Genomic DNA, 16,260 nt, shown 5'->3' with positions numbered 1-16,260 from the left:
TATTTTTTAGAAAGATGATGATGGGAACTGTCTGTTAGCCCAGGCCGACAAGCTGGCGGATGTCTGCTGGGCTCGCGCCCTCGGCGCGGTATTTGGCGATAGCCCGCGCGTCATCGCGTTTGGCCAGGCGTTTGCCCTGATCGTCGCGGATCAGGCGGTGGTGGTGGTACACTGGCTGGGACCAGTATTGGTAGAGTTCATCGTCAAGGAGCCAGCCGATGAGCAGCTGGATGATGGTTGCTTCCAAAAGATCCGCGCCGCGGATGACATGTGTGACCGCCTGTTCCTGATCGTCGACCACCACAGCCAGATGATAGGATGCGCCCATATTCTGGCGCGAGACCACAAAATCTCCGATTTGGTTGAGAATGAACTCTGAGGTGAATTCATATTGTCCTATCGCCGTGTTCGCGTGCGGCCCGGTTTCCACGAAGGATGAGACGTCCAAGTGTTCTCCGGCGCGCGGGGTGAAATGAGGGCGTAGGTCGTGACCTGCAAGTGCTTTGGCGACATCCAGGCGGAGCGTGACGTTTTTAGGGCGTTGTCCTGAGGGGCGATTCTGGGGGCGGCAGGTGCCCGGGTAGATCAACCCGTCCGGCCCAAATTGTAGCCCCCCCTCCTGTGGCGCGGATTGAGCCTCTTTGATGTCACGGCGCGAGCAAGAGCATTGATAGAGCAAGCCTTTGCGCCAGAGCACGTCCAGGGCTTCATCATAATCTGCCTGACAGGCGGATTGTTTGCGCACTGGCGTCGGCCAGGAGAGTCCGAGCCAGTGCAGATCCTCATAGATCTGAGCTTCCCAGGAACAGCGCGACCTGGACTGATCCAGATCATCAATACGGAGCAAGAATGTGCCTCCCTGCTCCATTGCCATGTCATGGGCCAGCAGGGCGGAATAGGCGTGGCCTAGGTGCAAGGGGCCGGTGGGCGAGGGGGCGAAACGGGTGATGAAGGTCACAGGATCTGCCCTCTCTTCAGCGGTTCAGGCGAAGGTTTCCAGCCACTTGGTCCAGGCTGCCTTGGCGCGGTCGGTATAGGCTTTGTAGCGGTCCTTGCGGCCGCGACGCCCCCCTTTGAGGCCCTCAACCGGTTGGAACAGGCCAAAGTTCACATTCATGGGCTGAAAGGTCTTGGCCTCGGCACCGCCGGTGATGTGATGGATCAGCGCCCCCATGGCACTGTCCTGGGGCACTTGGGGTAGCTCAAGCCCGAGGATTTCAGCCGCTGCCATGCGGCCTGCCAGCAGTCCCATGGCAGCACTTTCCACATAGCCTTCAACCCCGGTGATCTGGCCGGCAAAACGCAGATGTGGCTTGGATTTCAGACGCATCTGATCGTCCAGCAGTGTGGGGGAGTTGAGGAAGGTATTGCGGTGGATGCCGCCCAGCCGGGCAAAGCTGGCCTGTTCCAGCCCTGGGATCATCCGCAGGACCTCGGTTTGGGCGCCGTATTTCATCTTGGTCTGGAAGCCGACGATGTTGAACAGGGTGCCAAGCGCGTTGTCGCGGCGCAGCTGTACCACGGCATAGGGTTTAACATCCGGCTGGTGGGGGTTGGTGAGGCCAACGGGTTTCATTGGACCAAACCGCAGAGTCTCACGGCCGCGCTCGGCCATGACCTCGATCGGCAGGCAGCCGTCAAAATAGCCGGCGGTTTCGCCCTCGTGGAACTCGGTCTTGTCAGCCGCCAAGAGCGCGTCGATGAAGGCCTCGTATTGGGCCTCAGTCATAGGGCAGTTAAGGTAGGCTGTCCGTTCTTCCTCGGTCTCGCCCTTGTCATAGCGCGACTGCATCCAGGCCTGCGACATATCGATGCTGTCAGTATAGATGATCGGCGCGATGGCATCAAAGAAGGCCAGAGCCTCAGCTCCGGTCTCTGCCTGAATGGCCTGGCCAAGGGTGCCAGAGGTCAAGGGGCCGGTGGCAAAGATCCAGTGCCCGTCTTCGGGCAGGGCGGTAATTTCCTCATAGGAGACTGTGATATTGGGATGGGCCTTCAGCTTGGCTGTTACCGTCTCAGCAAAGGGATCGCGATCGACGGCCAGGGCGCCGCCGGCGGGCAGACGGTGTTCCTCGGCGGTGGCCATGATCACGCCATTGGCGGCGCGCATTTCCCAATGCAGTAGGCCGACGGCGTTTTGCTCGTCATCGTCCGACCGGAAGGAGTTGGAGCAGACCATCTCGCCCAGATTGCCGGTCTGATGGGCAAAGGTTTCCACTTTGGGCCGCATCTCGTGGATCACCACGTTGACGCCCATGTTCGCAGCCTGCCAGGCCGCTTCGGAGCCGGCCATGCCGCCGCCCACAATATGCAATGTCTCTGTCATAGGGGGCAAATAGGGCAGACTGGGCCGTTAAGCAATATTGTGCAGGCGCAAATGTGGCAGCAAAGGGGCGAAATGGGGCAGGGATGTCAGAGGCAATTTGCCGGACCCTCATCGGTGCGGAGGCTGATGGTCAATGATCGGAAATCGCAGGGTGGGACACAGTTGCATCAATACCGGGGTATCGTTTCTGTCCTGCGTACAATCGGGCAGAAACAGGGGCCGTATATCCCAAAGTGTGGGTCTATGATCTAAAGGAGAGGGGAATTTGGGGCCGCTGAGCGGGAATGTCGCCCGGGGAGAGAGATTCCCGGTTGGAGGGACCTTCCGCTTCAGCGGCCCAAATTGTGACGGGGTCAGAATCTGTGTCTTAACCCGTGCCCAATCTTTGCCATTATCTTGCCCAGATTAAAAGGCCTGATATAGAAACAATAATTCCTGAACGGTAAACAAAGCCTAAATTTTTCTGACAAATTGTCATTATTCCCAGTCAGGGCGCCTTTTTTCGATAAAGGCCTGCATGCCTTCGACTGTGTCGGGCTGCATCAGGTTGGTAACAATCACCTCACTGGTATAGGCATAGGCCTCTTCAATTGGCATCTCCAGCTGCTGGTAATAGGCCTCTTTGCCGACCTTCACGGCGGCGCCGAGTTTTGAGGCAATCGTGTCGGCCATGGCGCGGGTCTCGGACTCGAGCTGATCGGCTGGAACAGCACGGTTGATCAGCCCCAGATCCGCGGCGCGTGGCGCGGACATGAATTCACCGGTGGTGAGCAGCTCAAAGGCGTGTTTGCGCGGGATGTTGCGCGACAGGGCCACCATTGGGGTGGAACAAAACAGGCCAATATTGACCCCATTCACCCCAAAACGGCAGTCGTCAGTGGCAATGGCCAGGTCGCAGGAAGCCACCAGCTGGCAGCCCGCCGCAGTGGCGATCCCATGAACCTGGGCAATGACCGGCTGCGGCAGGTGTTGCAATCCCAGCATCACAGAGGTGCAGCGGGCAAACAGCCCCTCGAAATAGGCGCGCCCCTTGTCCTCGCTATCGCGCCCGGCCGTCATCTGGCGAATATCATGGCCGGCGCAGAAGGCCTTACCATTGCCGGACAAGATTACCGCCTTGATGCTGCTGTCATCTTTCAGGGCATCAATCTGCGCCTGCAGGGCCGCCAGCATCTCATCCGAGAGGGCGTTAAGCCGTTCCGGGGCGTTCATCTTGAGATGGGCCACCGCATTTTTGTCGTGACGTTCCAGAATTGACATCTTGCTCTCCCTTGATGTTCCGGGTGAACACTAGGGCGCAACGAGGGAGAGGAAAAGCATGGGTTTGGCATTTGATGTCGCAGGGCTAGAGGCCTATATGGAGGCAATCTTTCCACAGGTCGCAAATGACTTCGCTATTGATGCCCTGTCGATGGAGGGCATCACCATGCGCCTAAAAGTGGCAGAGCGTCATCTGCGGCCTGGCGGGACAGTTTCTGGGCCATCGATGTTTTCGCTGGCGGATGTCACCGTCTATGCGCTGGTGCTGTCGCGGCTGGGGCCCAAGGCGCTGGCAGTGACCACCAATTGTTCGCTTGATTTCATGCGTAAACCCGAGGCCGGGCGTGACATTATCGCCAAGGGACAGTTGCTGAAACTGGGGCGCAGCCTTGCGGTGGGGGATGTTCATATGTTTTCGGCAGGATCAGACAAGTTGGTGGCGCGCTCCACTATGACTTATTCAATTCCGCCAGAACGTTAGGGATCCGATAGAAGGTTAAGCGATTGCGCGCGCCAGAGGCTGGCCGACCTTGACCAGTGTCTCGCGGCCCTGAGCGCTATTGGCCACAAGATCCTCGCTGAAGGTAATTTGACCTGGCTGAAAAACCACTACGACGGTGGAGCCGCCAAATTTGAAGTAGCCCTTTTCCTGCATCTTGCTGACCGCGCCTGATGCGGTGGTGTTGATGATAGATCCAACCCCAAAGGCACCGACTTCGCTAAAGCAGTAAGTTCCGACCCTATCGTTTTTAATCAATGTGTTGCACCGTTTGTTTTCCCCAAAAACATCTGGCCCAGCGCCCAGGGCAATCGGGTTGACCGAATGCAGTGCGCCGGGGATGTGCTGGCTGGACAGAATCTGACCACCTGCGGGGAAATGGTAGCGGTGATAATCTGCCGGGCAGAGCCGCACGATCGCCAGCGTCCCGCCCAGGAACTGTTTCGCCCGTCCGGGCAGCATCGAGGTGATCGACATCGGATGGCCCTTGACTGGCACAAAGACGTCTCTGTCCAGCTTGGGAAAGACCAAAACACGGCCATCTGCGGGGGCGACAACCTCGTCCGGATCATCTGAATAGGGGCGGGCTTCGGGTTTTAGATGGCGGGCAAAGAAATCATTGAAGGAACGATAGTCCGCCGCTGGCCTCACGGCCTCGGACATGTCAATCGAAAGCGCATCAATGACGGAACTGATCTTGCTCCGAGACATTGGGCTGTCATACCAGAGCCCGAACAGGCGGCTCATCACAGAGGAGCGAAACAGCAGCCGCTCGATCAGGTTGGAGCTGGCATCCTGATAGGCCCAGCGGATCCATTTTTCGCCGAGAATGACCTCGTCAAAAATCTGGCCTGTGTCCCGGTTGACCACCTGAATGGGAGTATTACGCATGTGATCCGCCTTGCTTTGCCTCAACTCTTGCCGCCTAGCAGAGGCAGGTGCGGGGGCTCAAGTGGCATTTTGGCGGGGTAAGCCTCCTTGAATGGCGAAGTGATCCCTTGGTATAGTTTTTATCAATATCAATCATTCCCGTTATCTGTTTGTCCAATGGGTGCGAGCTGTGCAAGCGTCTTTCCAGAGATGCCAGGGGGGTGGCTTGGATGCCGAAAGCCCCCGAGAGAGCTGACCCGAACCGACAAAGGAGAGATACCCATGACAACGCGTAGAACGCTTTTGAAAACCACATTCGCCGCTGGCCTTGCGCTGGCCGCGACCTTTACCACCGCCAATTTTGCTGCGGCAGAAGAGCTGGATCAGATCAAAGAAGACGGCGTGATCCGGATCGCCATGAGCGGCGCTTACCCTCCCTTCAACTTTGTCAATGACAGCAATGAGGTTGTGGGCTTTGATCCGGCCGTTGGCGCCGAGATTGCCAAGCGCATGGGCGTTGAGGTTGAAATCGTTACCACTGCCTGGGATGGCATTATTGGCGGTTTGTTGGCCAATAAATATGACGCCATCGTTGGTTCCATGTCGATCACTGAGGAACGCCAACAGGTGGTTGATTTTGTTGGGCCTTATTACACGACCAAACGTGCGATCTTTGCCAAGCCTGGCGGCATTACCTCAGCTGCGGCTCTTGGTGATGCCAAGGTTGGCCTGACCCTGGGCGAGACGCATGAGGCCTGGGCCCGTGAAATGGGCTATGACGTGCGCACCTATAAGGGGCTGCCCGAACTGCTGCTGGAACTGGAACATGGCCGTGTTGACGTCATCGTCAATGACTCGATTGCGGCGATCCTGGCGATGAAAGAAACCGGTCAGGACTATGTGATGATCACCGATTTCGAGACCGAAGAATTCGGTGCCGGTATCGCCATCCGCAAGGGCAACCCTGAGCTGGCTGCCGCCATGCAAGGCGCGCTGGACGCGATGATGGAAGACGGCACCTATCTTGAGATTGCCAATGAATGGGTTGGCGGCGACATTCGCTAAACCGTTCAAGACGCGGCCCCGCCCAGGTTTCTCTGCGAGACGCCGGGGCGGGGCAGTTACATGCGCGGCTGCCTGGCCCTATCAGCGGGGCGGCAAAACAAGTGCGGTTCGAGGAGACTGACGACAGTGGACTATGCCCTGATGCAACGGGTCTTTCCCTTCTTTTTGGAGGCGGCCTGGATAACCATTTTGCTGTCGGTGCTCACCGCCATTCTGGGCCTGATCTGCGCCATGTTGGGAACCGCAGCGCGTTTGTCGCGTTTCCGGGTTCTACGTTTCCTCGGGGCTGCCTATGTCAGTGTGTTCCGAGGCACCCCGGCGTTGATTCAGCTGTTTATTCTATACTTTGGTGGACCGCAGATTGGCATCCAGCTGGACGCCTTTGAGGCCGGGGTGATTGGTCTCGGCGTCAATGTCGGCGCCTATATGACCGAAACCATGCGTGGCGCCATTATTTCAGTAGACAAGGGGCAGGGCGAGGCAGCCCGAACCCTGGGGATGAGCAAGTGGCAAGCGATGCGCAATGTCATACTGCCGCAGGCAATGCGCCTGATGATCCGTCCACTGGGGGTGAACCTCAATACCCTTATCAAGAGCACCGCGCTTGTTGCGGCCATTTCGGTGGTGGAGCTGACCTACACCGCGCAGCGCTACATTGGTTCCACCTATAAACCCTTCGAGATGTTCCTGATTGCAGGGCTTTTGTACATGATCATCATCTATGTTGTTGGATTGGCCGTCACCTGGGCCGACCGCAAAGCCCGCCTGAACTGATCGGGGAAAGGACACGCCATGGGACTCGATTTTAGCGTTATTCCAAAATACCTCGATATCGTGCTTCTGGGCGCGCTCTGGACGATCGGCATTACTGTTGGGGCGGCCCTTGTCAGCTTCTTTGGGGGCATTTTTCTGGCGGTGATTGCGCTTTATGCACCCGCAGTAGTGCGCTGGCCGTTTCGGATCTTTTCCTTTCTGTTTCTGGGCACGCCGCTGCTACTGCAGCTGTTTCTGATCTATTTTGGCCTGGTACAGATCGGTATTGATGTGCCGGCCTTTGTCGCCGGTGTGATCGGGTTGGGTTTGCATTTTGCCGTCTATAACTCCGAATTGTTTCAGACCAGCATTCTGGCCGTCGACAAGGGCCAGATCGAGGCTGCCCGCACCCTGGGCTTGTCGCGGATGCAGGCGCTGCGCAAGGTGGTGGTGCCGCAGGCGGTGCGCGATGTCATCCCGCCTATTGGCAACAATATGATCGCGTTGCTGAAAGATTCTGCGCTGGTCTCGGTTATCGGTGTCTCTGAACTGACCCTGTCGGCGCAACGTGCCATTGGCAGCACCTATCGCCCCTTTGAATTCTACGTTCTGGTGGCAGCTATCTATTACATTATCAACCTCGGCATGGAGGCGGTACTGCGCCGCGTGGAACGCCGCATTCAGGCCTCGAAATGACCGGGCAGGAGAGAAACATGAGCGCCCAGAAACCTTTCATCGATATTCGCCACGCCAAAAAAAGCTTTGGCACCTTGGAAGTGTTGAAAGACATCAGCCTACAGGTGGACCGCGGCCAGATCGTCGCAATCATCGGGCCATCCGGGTCCGGCAAGAGCACCCTTTTGCGAGCTATCAATGATCTGGATCCGCTGACGGGGGGGGAGATCTGGCTCGAGGATAAGCAGATCAATATGGATCTGCCCCACCGCCAGTATGAGCGCCATATCAATGAGGTGCGCCAGGAAATTGGGATGGTTTTCCAGCATTTTAACCTGTTTCCTCATCTGAAAGTGCGCGAAAATGTGACGCTGGCGCCCAAGATGCTCAAAGGCTTGACTGATGCTGAGGCCAACGCCCTGGCAGAGGAGCAGCTGACAAAGGTCGGCATGATCGAGCGGATTGATTACTACCCCTCGCAGCTGTCGGGCGGGCAAAAACAGCGGGTTGCCATTGCCCGGGCCCTGGCGATGAAGCCGAAGGTCATGCTGTTTGACGAGGCCACCTCGGCACTGGATCCTGAGCTGGTTGAAGAGGTCAATCTGGTAATGAAACAACTGGCCGAAGAACATATGACCATGATTATCGTCACCCATGAAATGGGCTTCGCCGAAAGTGTCTGTGATCGGGTGTTGTTCATGGACCAGGGCGTGGTGGTCGAAGAGGGCCCGCCAGAGGTGATCTTTCGCAATCCCAAGAGCGAGAGGACGCAGAATTTTCTGCGCAAGCATCTGGCCGGCCAAAAGGCCTAACAGGCCTAGCTGTAGCTGCGGTCTTCGATAGGGGTCTCGTCGATTGCCGCGATCAAGCGATCCAGCAGGATCTGCTCGGCCCTGTTCTTGGTCGCGCCTTCGCTCCAGACTAAGTAAACATCGATTGGGGGGAGATCCTCGAAGGGGGGTACCTGCCAGAGTTGGCCATCGCGCACATCCCGAGCGGCGACGTGGATGGGGAGGGGGCCGACGCCCAGTCCAGAGACGATCATCCGCCGCACCTCTTCTAGGTGGCTGGAAACACCGGTGATTTTCTGACCCAAGGCGGCCTGTGCCCGCATCACGGTGATGGGTTTCAAAACATCCTGCAGCCGATCCGTCTCAAAACTCACTGAGGAATGCCCTTCCAAATCGGCGGTGGTCAGATCGTCACGGCCAAACAGTGGGTGCGGCGGGCCGCAGAAGAGCCCAAAGTATTCGCGAAACACCCGGCGGTATTCCAAGTTTGGATGATGATCCCCCACGAGGCAAATGGCAAAGGAGGCGCGTTTGGCGGCCACTTCTGCGATGGCCTTGGAGCTGGATAAAACCTCAATTTTAAGGGTGGCGAGCGGATGATCACGGTGAAACCCGGTGAGGGCCTGATTGATCAAGGGGCTCACCACATGGCTGGCCATGGTAATGTGAACATGGCCTCGTACATCATCAGTCATCTCCCGCATCAGGGTCGACAACCGCAGGACCGATCCATTGATCTCCACGGCTTCGCGGTACAGCAATCGCCCAGCTTCGGTCAGGTCGTAATGGCCGGGGGAGCGATTGATCAATTTGCGTCCGACCCGATCCTCTAGCCGCTTTAAGGCCGTAGAAACAGAGGGTTGCTTGAGCCTTAGCTGATTAGCAGCATCGGTGACAGAGTGGCTTTCGGCCAACACCACAAAGGTACGCAACAGGTTCCAGTCCAGTTCGCGGGCGATGCGTTCTGGTGCGTAGTGAGGGTCATCTCTGCGCATAGTTCATCTCTATATCAAGAATTCCAATTATCTATTTGAACTATAGTAGCGGCTCTCGCATGGTTCCTTCAAGCCCGCATTCCGGCCATTTGTCCTTGCGACGCACTCCTGTTGCGCCTGGGTATTTGCACCGAACAACAAGGCGGGAGGGAGTTGGAAAGCGAAGAATGAGCAATCTTTTTTATCAGGCGCAGGGGCGCAGGCCGGTTCTGGATCAGGCACGCGGCGTTTACATGTGGGACAAAGATGGCAAACGCTATCTGGATGGTTCGTCTGGAGCGATGGTTTGCAATATTGGCCATTCCAATCAGGAGGTGCTGACCGCGATGCGCCGCCAGATGGAAAAATCCACATTTGGCTACCGGCTGCATTTTGAAACAGAGGCCTCCGAGCAATTGGCGCAGAAACTCGCCGGGCTGATGCCGGGGGATTTGAACCGGGTGTTTTTTGTCTCTGGCGGTTCCGAAGCGGTGGAAAGTGCCATCAAACTGGCCCGGCAATATGCTTTGGTCAGTGATCAGGGCAGCCGTTGGAAAGTCATTTCCCGCGCGCCCAGCTATCATGGCTGCACCCTCGGTGCTCTCGCAGTGACCGGCTACACCCCGCTAACCGCGCCCTTTGCGCCGATGATGCAGGACATGCCAAAGATCCCAGCACCACGCGCCTATCTGGATGGGCTGGACCCCAATGACCCGGCCACAGGCCATCACTATGCCGATTTGCTTGAGGCCCAGATCCTCGCTGAGGGGCCTGAGAGTGTGCTTGCATTTATCGTTGAGCCCGTCGGCGGGGCCTCCACCGGTGCATTGGTGCCACCGACGGGCTATATGGAGCGGATCCGGGAGATTTGCACACGCTATGGTGTTCTTTTGATCATGGATGAAGTGATGACCGGGGCCGGGCGCACCGGCAGTTTTCTTGGCTCGGATCACTGGTCGGCACAGCCGGATATTGTCGTCATGTCCAAAGGGTTGGGTGCGGGATACATGCCCCTGGGGGCGGTGGTCGCCGATGAGCGTCTGGTGGCACCGATCCTTGAACAGGGCGGCTTTGCCCATGGGTTTACCTATGCAGGCAATCCATTGGCCTGTGCCGCCGGGCTGGCTGTGGTAAATACGCTTGAAATGAATGGCTTGTGTGACAATGCTGCCAGAATGGGAGAGACCCTTTTGGCGCGGCTGAACGGATTGATGCAAAAGCATGAACTGATTGGCGATGTGCGCGGCAAGGGGCTGCTTACGGCCTTTGAATTCATGGAAGACCGGGACAGCAAGGCGCCGCTTCCGGCGCGGTTGAATGCTCACCAGCGCTTTGTCGATCTGGCCTATGCAAAGGGGTTGATCGTTTATTCTCGCCGCACGCGAGACGGTATCGAGGGCGATCATATCCTGGTTTGTCCGCCGCTGATTGTTACCCAAGACCATATCGACGAGATCATCGAGGGCCTTGATGCCAGCCTGGTTCAGTTCAGCCAGGACATCCACTCTGAACTCAAGGCAGGCTGACCCATGAGCAAAATTCTGATTACCTGTGCCGTCACCGGCTCTATCCATACCCCGTCGATGTCGCCCTATCTGCCAGTGACCCCCGCGGAAATCTCGGATCAGGCCCAGGGCGCGGCCGCGGCAGGTGCCGCGATCCTGCATCTGCACGCGCGCAACCCTGTGACCGGCCAGCCCTCGGCTCGTGAAGAGGATTTTATGAGCTTCCTGCCTCAGTTGAAACAGGCCAGTGATGCGGTGCTCAATCTGTCAACTGGCGGCAGCGCGGTGATGACCCTGGATGACCGTCTGGCCGCCCCAAGACGGGTGGAGCCAGAGATGTGCAGCCTGAATATGGGCAGTATGAACTTTGCGCTTTATCCAGCGGCGGCGCGGATTTCTGAATGGAGGCATGACTGGGAACAGCCCTTCCTGGAGAACTCGGATGATCTGGTGTTCAAAAACACCCCACGTGACATTGCCCGTATCCTGACCGAGCTGGGAGTGGAACGGGGCGCCCGGTTCGAGTTTGAATGCTACGACATTGGTCATCTTTATATGCTCAAACATTTTGTCGATCGTGGATTGGTGAAAAAGCCCCTGTTTATCCAGTTTGTTTTCGGGGTCTTGGGCGGCATGGGAGCGGATCCGGAAAACCTGATGCATATGAAGGTGATCGCAGACAAGCTGTTTGGCGACGACTATATGTTTTCCGTTTTGGCCGCTGGACGTCAGCAGATGCCACTGATCACCATGGCAGCCGCGATGGGCGGACATGTGCGGGTGGGGCTGGAGGACAGCCTGATGATTTCACGCGGGGTTTTGGCAAAAGATAACGCAGAACAGGTGCGCAAAATCCGGCGCATTGTCGAAGACCTCGGCCGTGAGGTGGCAAGCCCGGATGAGGCCCGTGACATGCTGGGTCTCAAAGGCGCTGACCGCACCGCGATCTAACATGACACATAAAGGCAGGACAGGCAGATGAAAGCGATCTTTGACGCACGCCAATGGCATCACGACCCCAAACATTTTATGGCCAACGGCAAGGCGCAGCCAAACCCGGAACAGCCCAAACGCATTGAGGTTCTGCAAAACGGCGCTTTGGCGGCGGGTTGCACATTCTCAGAACCTCAGGATGCGGGTCTTGGCCCGATCGCTGCGGTACATACGGCCGAATATCTGACTTTTCTCAAGAATATCTATCGCCGTTGGCAATATATCAAAGATGCAGGCGAAGAGGTGATCCCCAATATTCACCCAGCCAACCGCAGCGACAGCTACCCCAAATCGGCCACTGGTCAGTCAGGCTACCACCAGGCAGATACCGCTTGCCCAATCGCTGCGGGCACCTGGGAGGCCTCCTATTGGTCGGCGCAGTCGGCGATTTCAGGCGCTGATTACCTGCTTGAGGGCGGCCAGTCCGCCTATGTGCTGGCGCGCCCCCCTGGGCATCACGCCTTTGCCGATATGGCCGGCGGCTTTTGTTTTCTGAACAACTCGGGCATCGCCGCCCAACGGCTGGCTGCTGCAGGTCTGCGGCCGGCGATTGTCGATGTGGATGTGCATCACGGCAATGGCACCCAGGGAATATTCTACAATCGCGATGATGTTTTGACTGTCTCCCTTCATGCGGATCCTGAGCGGTTTTACCCGTTTTTCTGGGGCCATGCCCAGGAACGTGGTGAGGGGGCTGGGCTGGGCTATAACCTCAACCTGCCCTTGGCGCGCGGCACCGATGACGAGGGCTTTCTCAAGGCGCTTGATGTGGCACTGCAACGGGTGACCCTGTTTGGCGCTGACGTTGTGGTGGTGGCTTTGGGGCTGGATGCCTCGATTGATGATCCGTTTCAGGGGCTTGCGGTGACCAAAGAAGGGTTCTCTCGTATTGGCGCGGCCTTTGCACATCTTGGCCTGCCGGTGCTGTTTGTCCAGGAGGGCGGCTATCTGAGCGATAGTCTGGGGGAAAACCTGACCCGCTGCCTGACAGGCTATCAAACCGCCACCTGACGAAAACGCCTCCCCCACGGGGGGGGCGAAAAGGAAAGAAGCCGATATGACAGCCGTACTCACCAACACCCAGTTGACCTATCTGCAATCTCTGCGCCGGGAACTGCATCAAAGCCCCGAGATTTCAGGCGAGGAGGTGGAAACCGCGGCGCGTATCACACAGGAGCTGACGCGCGCCGGGGCCGACCAGATCTGGACCGGGCTTGGCGGTCATGGCGTCGCGGCTGAATTTCGCGGGCAGCAGGAGGGGCCGACAGTCCTGATCCGCTGCGAGTTGGACGCTTTGCCGATCCTTGAAATTTCGCAGCTCCCTTATCGTTCGCAGGTGGAGGGCAAGGGGCATCTGTGCGGCCACGATGGCCATATGGTGATGGTGCTTGGCGTTGCACTGGCGCTCAGAAAGCGGCCTGACTGTGGCCGGGTCATTCTGTTGTTCCAGCCCGCAGAAGAAACCGGCACCGGGGCTGCGGCCGTGATCGACGATTCACGCTGGTCTGAGTTGCGACCTGACTTTGCCTTTGCCTATCATAATGTTCCGGGTCGCCCATTGGGTGAGATAGGGCTGTGTTCGGGGGTAAGCAACTGCGCCTCCAGGGGGATGAAAATTCGCTTTGGCGGCAAGACCTCCCATGCGGCAGCGCCTGAAGACGGGGTTTCGCCAGCGCGGGTTATGGCGGATTTGATGCAGAGCCTTCCGGAGTTGGGCCCTGGTGGCGATATGGGGGCTGACTTTGCCCTGGCGACATTGACCCATGCGCAGCTTGGCGCGGCCAGTTTTGGCATTGCGCCAGGGGCCGGAGAGCTGCGCATGACCCTGCGCAGCCAGACAGATGCGCGAATGGAGCATTTGGTACAGGAGGTCAAGGCCCAGCTGGCGCGCGCTCTGGCAGAGGCTGCTGGGCGATCTGGGGGGCAGGCCGAGCATCTGTCCGCCAGTGTAACCTGGCACGACGTGTTTTTGGCAACGGTAAATGATGTTAGTGCTGTCGCAATCGCCAGCCAAGCAGCCTCCACCCTTGGCCTGTCAACAATATCCATGGGCCAGCCGATGCGTTGGTCGGAAGACTTTGGCCGTTTTGGTCTGGATGGTGCCAAGGCGGCGATGCTGTTCATCGGATCCGGAGAAACCCAGCCGCAGTTGCACAACCCCAACTATGACTACCCGGATGACCTGACCCGCATCGGCGTCACTTTGTTGGTCGAGATTCTCAACCAACTGTTGGGCGCGCCGGGAGGCACATCTGCAGAGCCAAACCTCCCTGGCAACTGAACCTCATGATGGATCCCCCTAACGAAAGCGCCTGGTGCGAGATCTCCCCAGCGCAGATCTCGCAGAACCTCCGCCATACATTGGACCGGTTGCCTGCGCAGACTCGGCTTTGTGCGGTGATCAAGGCAGATGCCTATGGGCATGGCATTGAGAATGTTGTACCCGCGCTGCTGGCCCAGGGGGTGCGCCATATCGGGATTTCCGCCAACAGCGAGGCCCGCGCGGTGCGGGCGGCAGGTTTTACCGGGGCAATCCTGCGCCTGCGCACGGCCACCCCAGAGGAAGTAGAGGACGCTCTGAGTTACAACGTCCAAGAGCTGATCGGCTCGGTGGGCGGGATGCAGGCGATTTTGAACCAGTTGGGCGCGCGGGGACTGCCCCCGGTGCACCTGTCGTTGAATGCTGGTGGGATGTCGCGTGATGGGGTGGAGCTTTCCACGCAACAGGGACGGACTGATTGCGGCAGAATTCTGGAGCTGGGCGCCGAGCGGATTGTTGGGCTTTGCACTCATTTCCCCAGCAACAGTTTCGACGAACTGGCCGATAACATAGCGCGGTTTCAACAGGACTTGGCTTGGGTTTTTGCCAATAGTTCCCTGCGGCGCGAGGATATTTTGACCCATGCAGGTAGCACGCTCACCCTTGCTGCAGGGCAGGATCCAAAGGTGGATATGATGCGTTGTGGGGCTATTTTGTTTGGAATCGCAGGAGCTGGGCCAGAGTTCCGACCGGCAATGCAGCTGAAATCTCGGGTGATTAGCCTCGGCACCTATCCCAAAGGCAGCACGGTTGGCTATGATCGCACCTGTGTTTTGCCTGATGACAGGCTGCTGGCCAGTGTCGCTATGGGCTATGCCAATGGCTATAGCCGCCAGATGTCCAAGGGCGCGCAGGTGCTGATCCGGGGACAGATCTGTCCGGTTATGGGAGCGATTTCAATGAATACGCTTGTGGTTGATGTGACAGAAGTTCCCGGTGTTGCAATCGGTGATGAGGTGGTTGCTTTTGGCTCACAGGGTGGGTGCGAGATCGGGGCGGCGGCCATAGAAGGGGGCAGCGGAACGATCTTGGCTGACCTCTTCTCTGATTGGGGGCAGCGAAATCCTCGCCTTACAAAGGATCCAAAAGATCTGGTTTGCGGGCAGATCGTTTAGCCGTTGCTGCGACTTTCGCTGCCGAGCAGCTCAGCGCCGCGCAACAATTCCCGCACCGCAACCTGCGTTGTGGCAAAGGCGTCTTTGAACACCTCAACTGCCTGCCAGGGGTCCGCGTCGCCGCACATAAACACGTCAAAGGCACCATAGCCAATTTCTGGCCAAGTGTGGACCGTGATATGACTCTCGCCAAGCACTGCAACGCCAGAGATCCCTTGCGGCGAGAACTTATGGGTATGGATATGAAGCAGGGTTGCGCCGCAACGCTCTGCGGCCTGGCGAAAGGCCTGCTGTATCTGGATCTCGCAGTCCAGCCCGCTGGCCTCCATTACCTCAACGATCAAATGCGTCCCGGCAAAAATCCTGTCATCGCGGCGGATAAAGTGATCAGTGCGATCGGCCTGTGCCATAGCGGCCAGAGTGGTGGAGGTGGCTTTGCGGGGCAGACTTGGCGGCACACTGCTGGATGTCGCGGGCAGCTCGTTTGGGTCAATCGCAACGTCACTCAGGTCTTTCCCCGCAGCTTTCCTGGCAGAGCAATCTGGTTGATCCAACGGGCACCTTTGGGTTTGGCGGTAGTCTTTCGGTGGTCTTATTGCCAAGCAGAATGGCTAATTTACGAAACCGGGCGAGAGGGGCGTCATGAAAATTCCTGCGTTCTGCCTAACATGAGCAATCAGGGGACTGCAAGCGAGGGGCTTTGTTCTGCGGGCAGGGCCACGGGTCAGGGGCTCAGCTGGGAAGACGTAAAAAAGGCCGGGGACAAGCCCCGGCCGAAAGTTGGTTCCTTTGCCCAGGGGATCAAGGGCGCCAGAACGGAAGAGTTCCTTGATAATGAGCCTCTTGGCGAGTGATCCCAATGTCTTTTAGTTGCTCTGCGCTAAGATGGCGCAGCTCTTTTCGCGTATTGTGACGGATGGACCATTTGGTGACGAGGACTGCAAAGGCAACGGCCGCTTGTGCCAGCACCGGCAGGGCAGGGCGGCTGTTCAAGTAGGAGGCGTGTGAGGGGCTGTGGGTTGCAGAAGAAGTCATTGTGATGGTCCTTTATTGTGTTGATACAATCCCGATGTTCTGTTACAGAGTTTTGATACAATGCTCGTGTCTGTCTGTC

At 57.8% G+C, this 16,260-nt stretch carries 17 protein-coding genes; 10 read left to right on the top strand and 7 right to left on the bottom strand.

Annotation, left to right across the window (positions count from 1 at the left end):
• Positions 1-34: 34 nt before the first annotated feature.
• The 3 genes from gluQRS to MED193_RS04655 form a co-directional block, all read right to left on the bottom strand.
• Positions 35-958, bottom strand: coding sequence for a tRNA glutamyl-Q(34) synthetase GluQRS (gluQRS, locus tag MED193_RS04665; protein ID WP_009808493.1), 924 nt, complete (start codon positions 956-958; stop codon positions 35-37).
• Between the two features lie 24 nt (positions 959-982).
• Complete coding sequence (gene trmFO, locus MED193_RS04660; RefSeq protein ID WP_009808492.1) at positions 983-2,326, bottom strand: methylenetetrahydrofolate--tRNA-(uracil(54)-C(5))-methyltransferase (FADH(2)-oxidizing) TrmFO; 1,344 nt, start codon at positions 2,324-2,326, stop codon at positions 983-985.
• Between the two features lie 477 nt (positions 2,327-2,803).
• Entirely contained in the window at positions 2,804-3,586 is a 783-nt protein-coding gene (locus tag MED193_RS04655) for an enoyl-CoA hydratase (protein WP_009808491.1), read from the bottom strand.
• Positions 3,587-3,644: 58 nt separating this feature from the next.
• Here MED193_RS04655 and MED193_RS04650 point away from each other — a divergent pair, with 58 nt between their 5' ends.
• Positions 3,645-4,067, top strand: a complete 423-nt coding sequence (locus tag MED193_RS04650; RefSeq protein WP_009808490.1) for a PaaI family thioesterase — start codon at positions 3,645-3,647, stop codon at positions 4,065-4,067.
• Positions 4,068-4,082: 15 nt separating this feature from the next.
• Here the strand turns inward: MED193_RS04650 and asd are convergent, their stop codons facing one another.
• Entirely contained in the window at positions 4,083-4,976 is an 894-nt protein-coding gene (gene asd / locus MED193_RS04645; protein ID WP_009808489.1) for an archaetidylserine decarboxylase, read from the bottom strand.
• A gap of 261 nt (positions 4,977-5,237) precedes the next feature.
• On the opposite strand from asd, the gene MED193_RS04640 reads away from it, so the two are divergent.
• From MED193_RS04640 to MED193_RS04625, 4 genes are all read left to right on the top strand, one after another.
• Positions 5,238-6,020 (top strand): transporter substrate-binding domain-containing protein, encoded by a 783-nt coding sequence (locus MED193_RS04640; RefSeq protein WP_009808488.1) that lies wholly within the window; start codon positions 5,238-5,240, stop codon positions 6,018-6,020.
• A 126-nt stretch (positions 6,021-6,146) separates the two neighbouring features.
• The gene (locus MED193_RS04635) at positions 6,147-6,794 is read left to right on the top strand and encodes an amino acid ABC transporter permease (RefSeq protein WP_009808487.1); all 648 of its coding nucleotides are present in this window, start codon (positions 6,147-6,149) and stop codon (positions 6,792-6,794) included.
• An 18-nt stretch (positions 6,795-6,812) separates the two neighbouring features.
• A complete protein-coding gene (locus tag MED193_RS04630; RefSeq protein WP_009808486.1) occupies positions 6,813-7,469 on the top strand; it encodes an amino acid ABC transporter permease in 657 nt (218 codons plus the stop codon).
• A gap of 17 nt (positions 7,470-7,486) precedes the next feature.
• Entirely contained in the window at positions 7,487-8,260 is a 774-nt protein-coding gene (locus tag MED193_RS04625; protein WP_009808485.1) for an amino acid ABC transporter ATP-binding protein, read from the top strand.
• A gap of 5 nt (positions 8,261-8,265) precedes the next feature.
• On the opposite strand, the gene MED193_RS04620 is transcribed toward MED193_RS04625, so the two are convergent.
• Positions 8,266-9,234 (bottom strand): LysR family transcriptional regulator, encoded by a 969-nt coding sequence (locus MED193_RS04620; RefSeq protein ID WP_009808484.1) that lies wholly within the window; start codon positions 9,232-9,234, stop codon positions 8,266-8,268.
• A 167-nt stretch (positions 9,235-9,401) separates the two neighbouring features.
• On the opposite strand from MED193_RS04620, the gene MED193_RS04615 reads away from it, so the two are divergent.
• Genes MED193_RS04615 through alr form a run of 5 tightly spaced genes read left to right on the top strand, consistent with a single transcriptional unit; the run spans position 9,402 to position 15,146 of the window.
• Positions 9,402-10,739: an aspartate aminotransferase family protein gene (locus MED193_RS04615; protein WP_009808483.1), complete on the top strand. Its 1,338-nt coding sequence runs from the start codon at positions 9,402-9,404 to the stop codon at positions 10,737-10,739.
• A 3-nt stretch (positions 10,740-10,742) separates the two neighbouring features.
• Positions 10,743-11,669 carry a 3-keto-5-aminohexanoate cleavage protein gene (locus MED193_RS04610; RefSeq protein ID WP_009808482.1) on the top strand — a complete coding sequence of 309 codons (927 nt, stop codon included), beginning with the start codon at positions 10,743-10,745 and terminating at the stop codon, positions 11,667-11,669.
• Between the two features lie 27 nt (positions 11,670-11,696).
• The gene (locus tag MED193_RS04605; protein WP_009808481.1) at positions 11,697-12,722 is read left to right on the top strand and encodes a histone deacetylase family protein; all 1,026 of its coding nucleotides are present in this window, start codon (positions 11,697-11,699) and stop codon (positions 12,720-12,722) included.
• A 46-nt stretch (positions 12,723-12,768) separates the two neighbouring features.
• Positions 12,769-13,992 (top strand): amidohydrolase, encoded by a 1,224-nt coding sequence (locus MED193_RS04600; protein WP_009808480.1) that lies wholly within the window; start codon positions 12,769-12,771, stop codon positions 13,990-13,992.
• Between the two features lie 5 nt (positions 13,993-13,997).
• On the top strand, positions 13,998-15,146 hold the full coding sequence (alr, locus tag MED193_RS04595) for an alanine racemase (RefSeq protein WP_009808479.1): 1,149 nt from the start codon (positions 13,998-14,000) through the stop codon (positions 15,144-15,146).
• On the opposite strand, the gene speD is transcribed toward alr, so the two are convergent.
• The gene (speD, locus tag MED193_RS04590) at positions 15,143-15,700 is read right to left on the bottom strand and encodes an adenosylmethionine decarboxylase (protein ID WP_009808478.1); all 558 of its coding nucleotides are present in this window, start codon (positions 15,698-15,700) and stop codon (positions 15,143-15,145) included. The two genes, alr and speD, sit on opposite strands and share 4 nt — an antisense overlap.
• Before the next feature lie 247 nt (positions 15,701-15,947).
• On the bottom strand, positions 15,948-16,181 hold the full coding sequence (locus MED193_RS22535; protein WP_083790450.1) for a DUF1127 domain-containing protein: 234 nt from the start codon (positions 16,179-16,181) through the stop codon (positions 15,948-15,950).
• Positions 16,182-16,260 lie beyond the last annotated feature (79 nt).

The organism is Roseobacter sp. MED193, assembly GCF_000152965.1.
GTDB lineage: Bacteria > Pseudomonadota > Alphaproteobacteria > Rhodobacterales > Rhodobacteraceae > Pseudophaeobacter.
The sequence above is the reverse complement of the archived record's forward strand: the minus strand, read 5'-3'. Positions and strand labels throughout refer to the sequence as shown.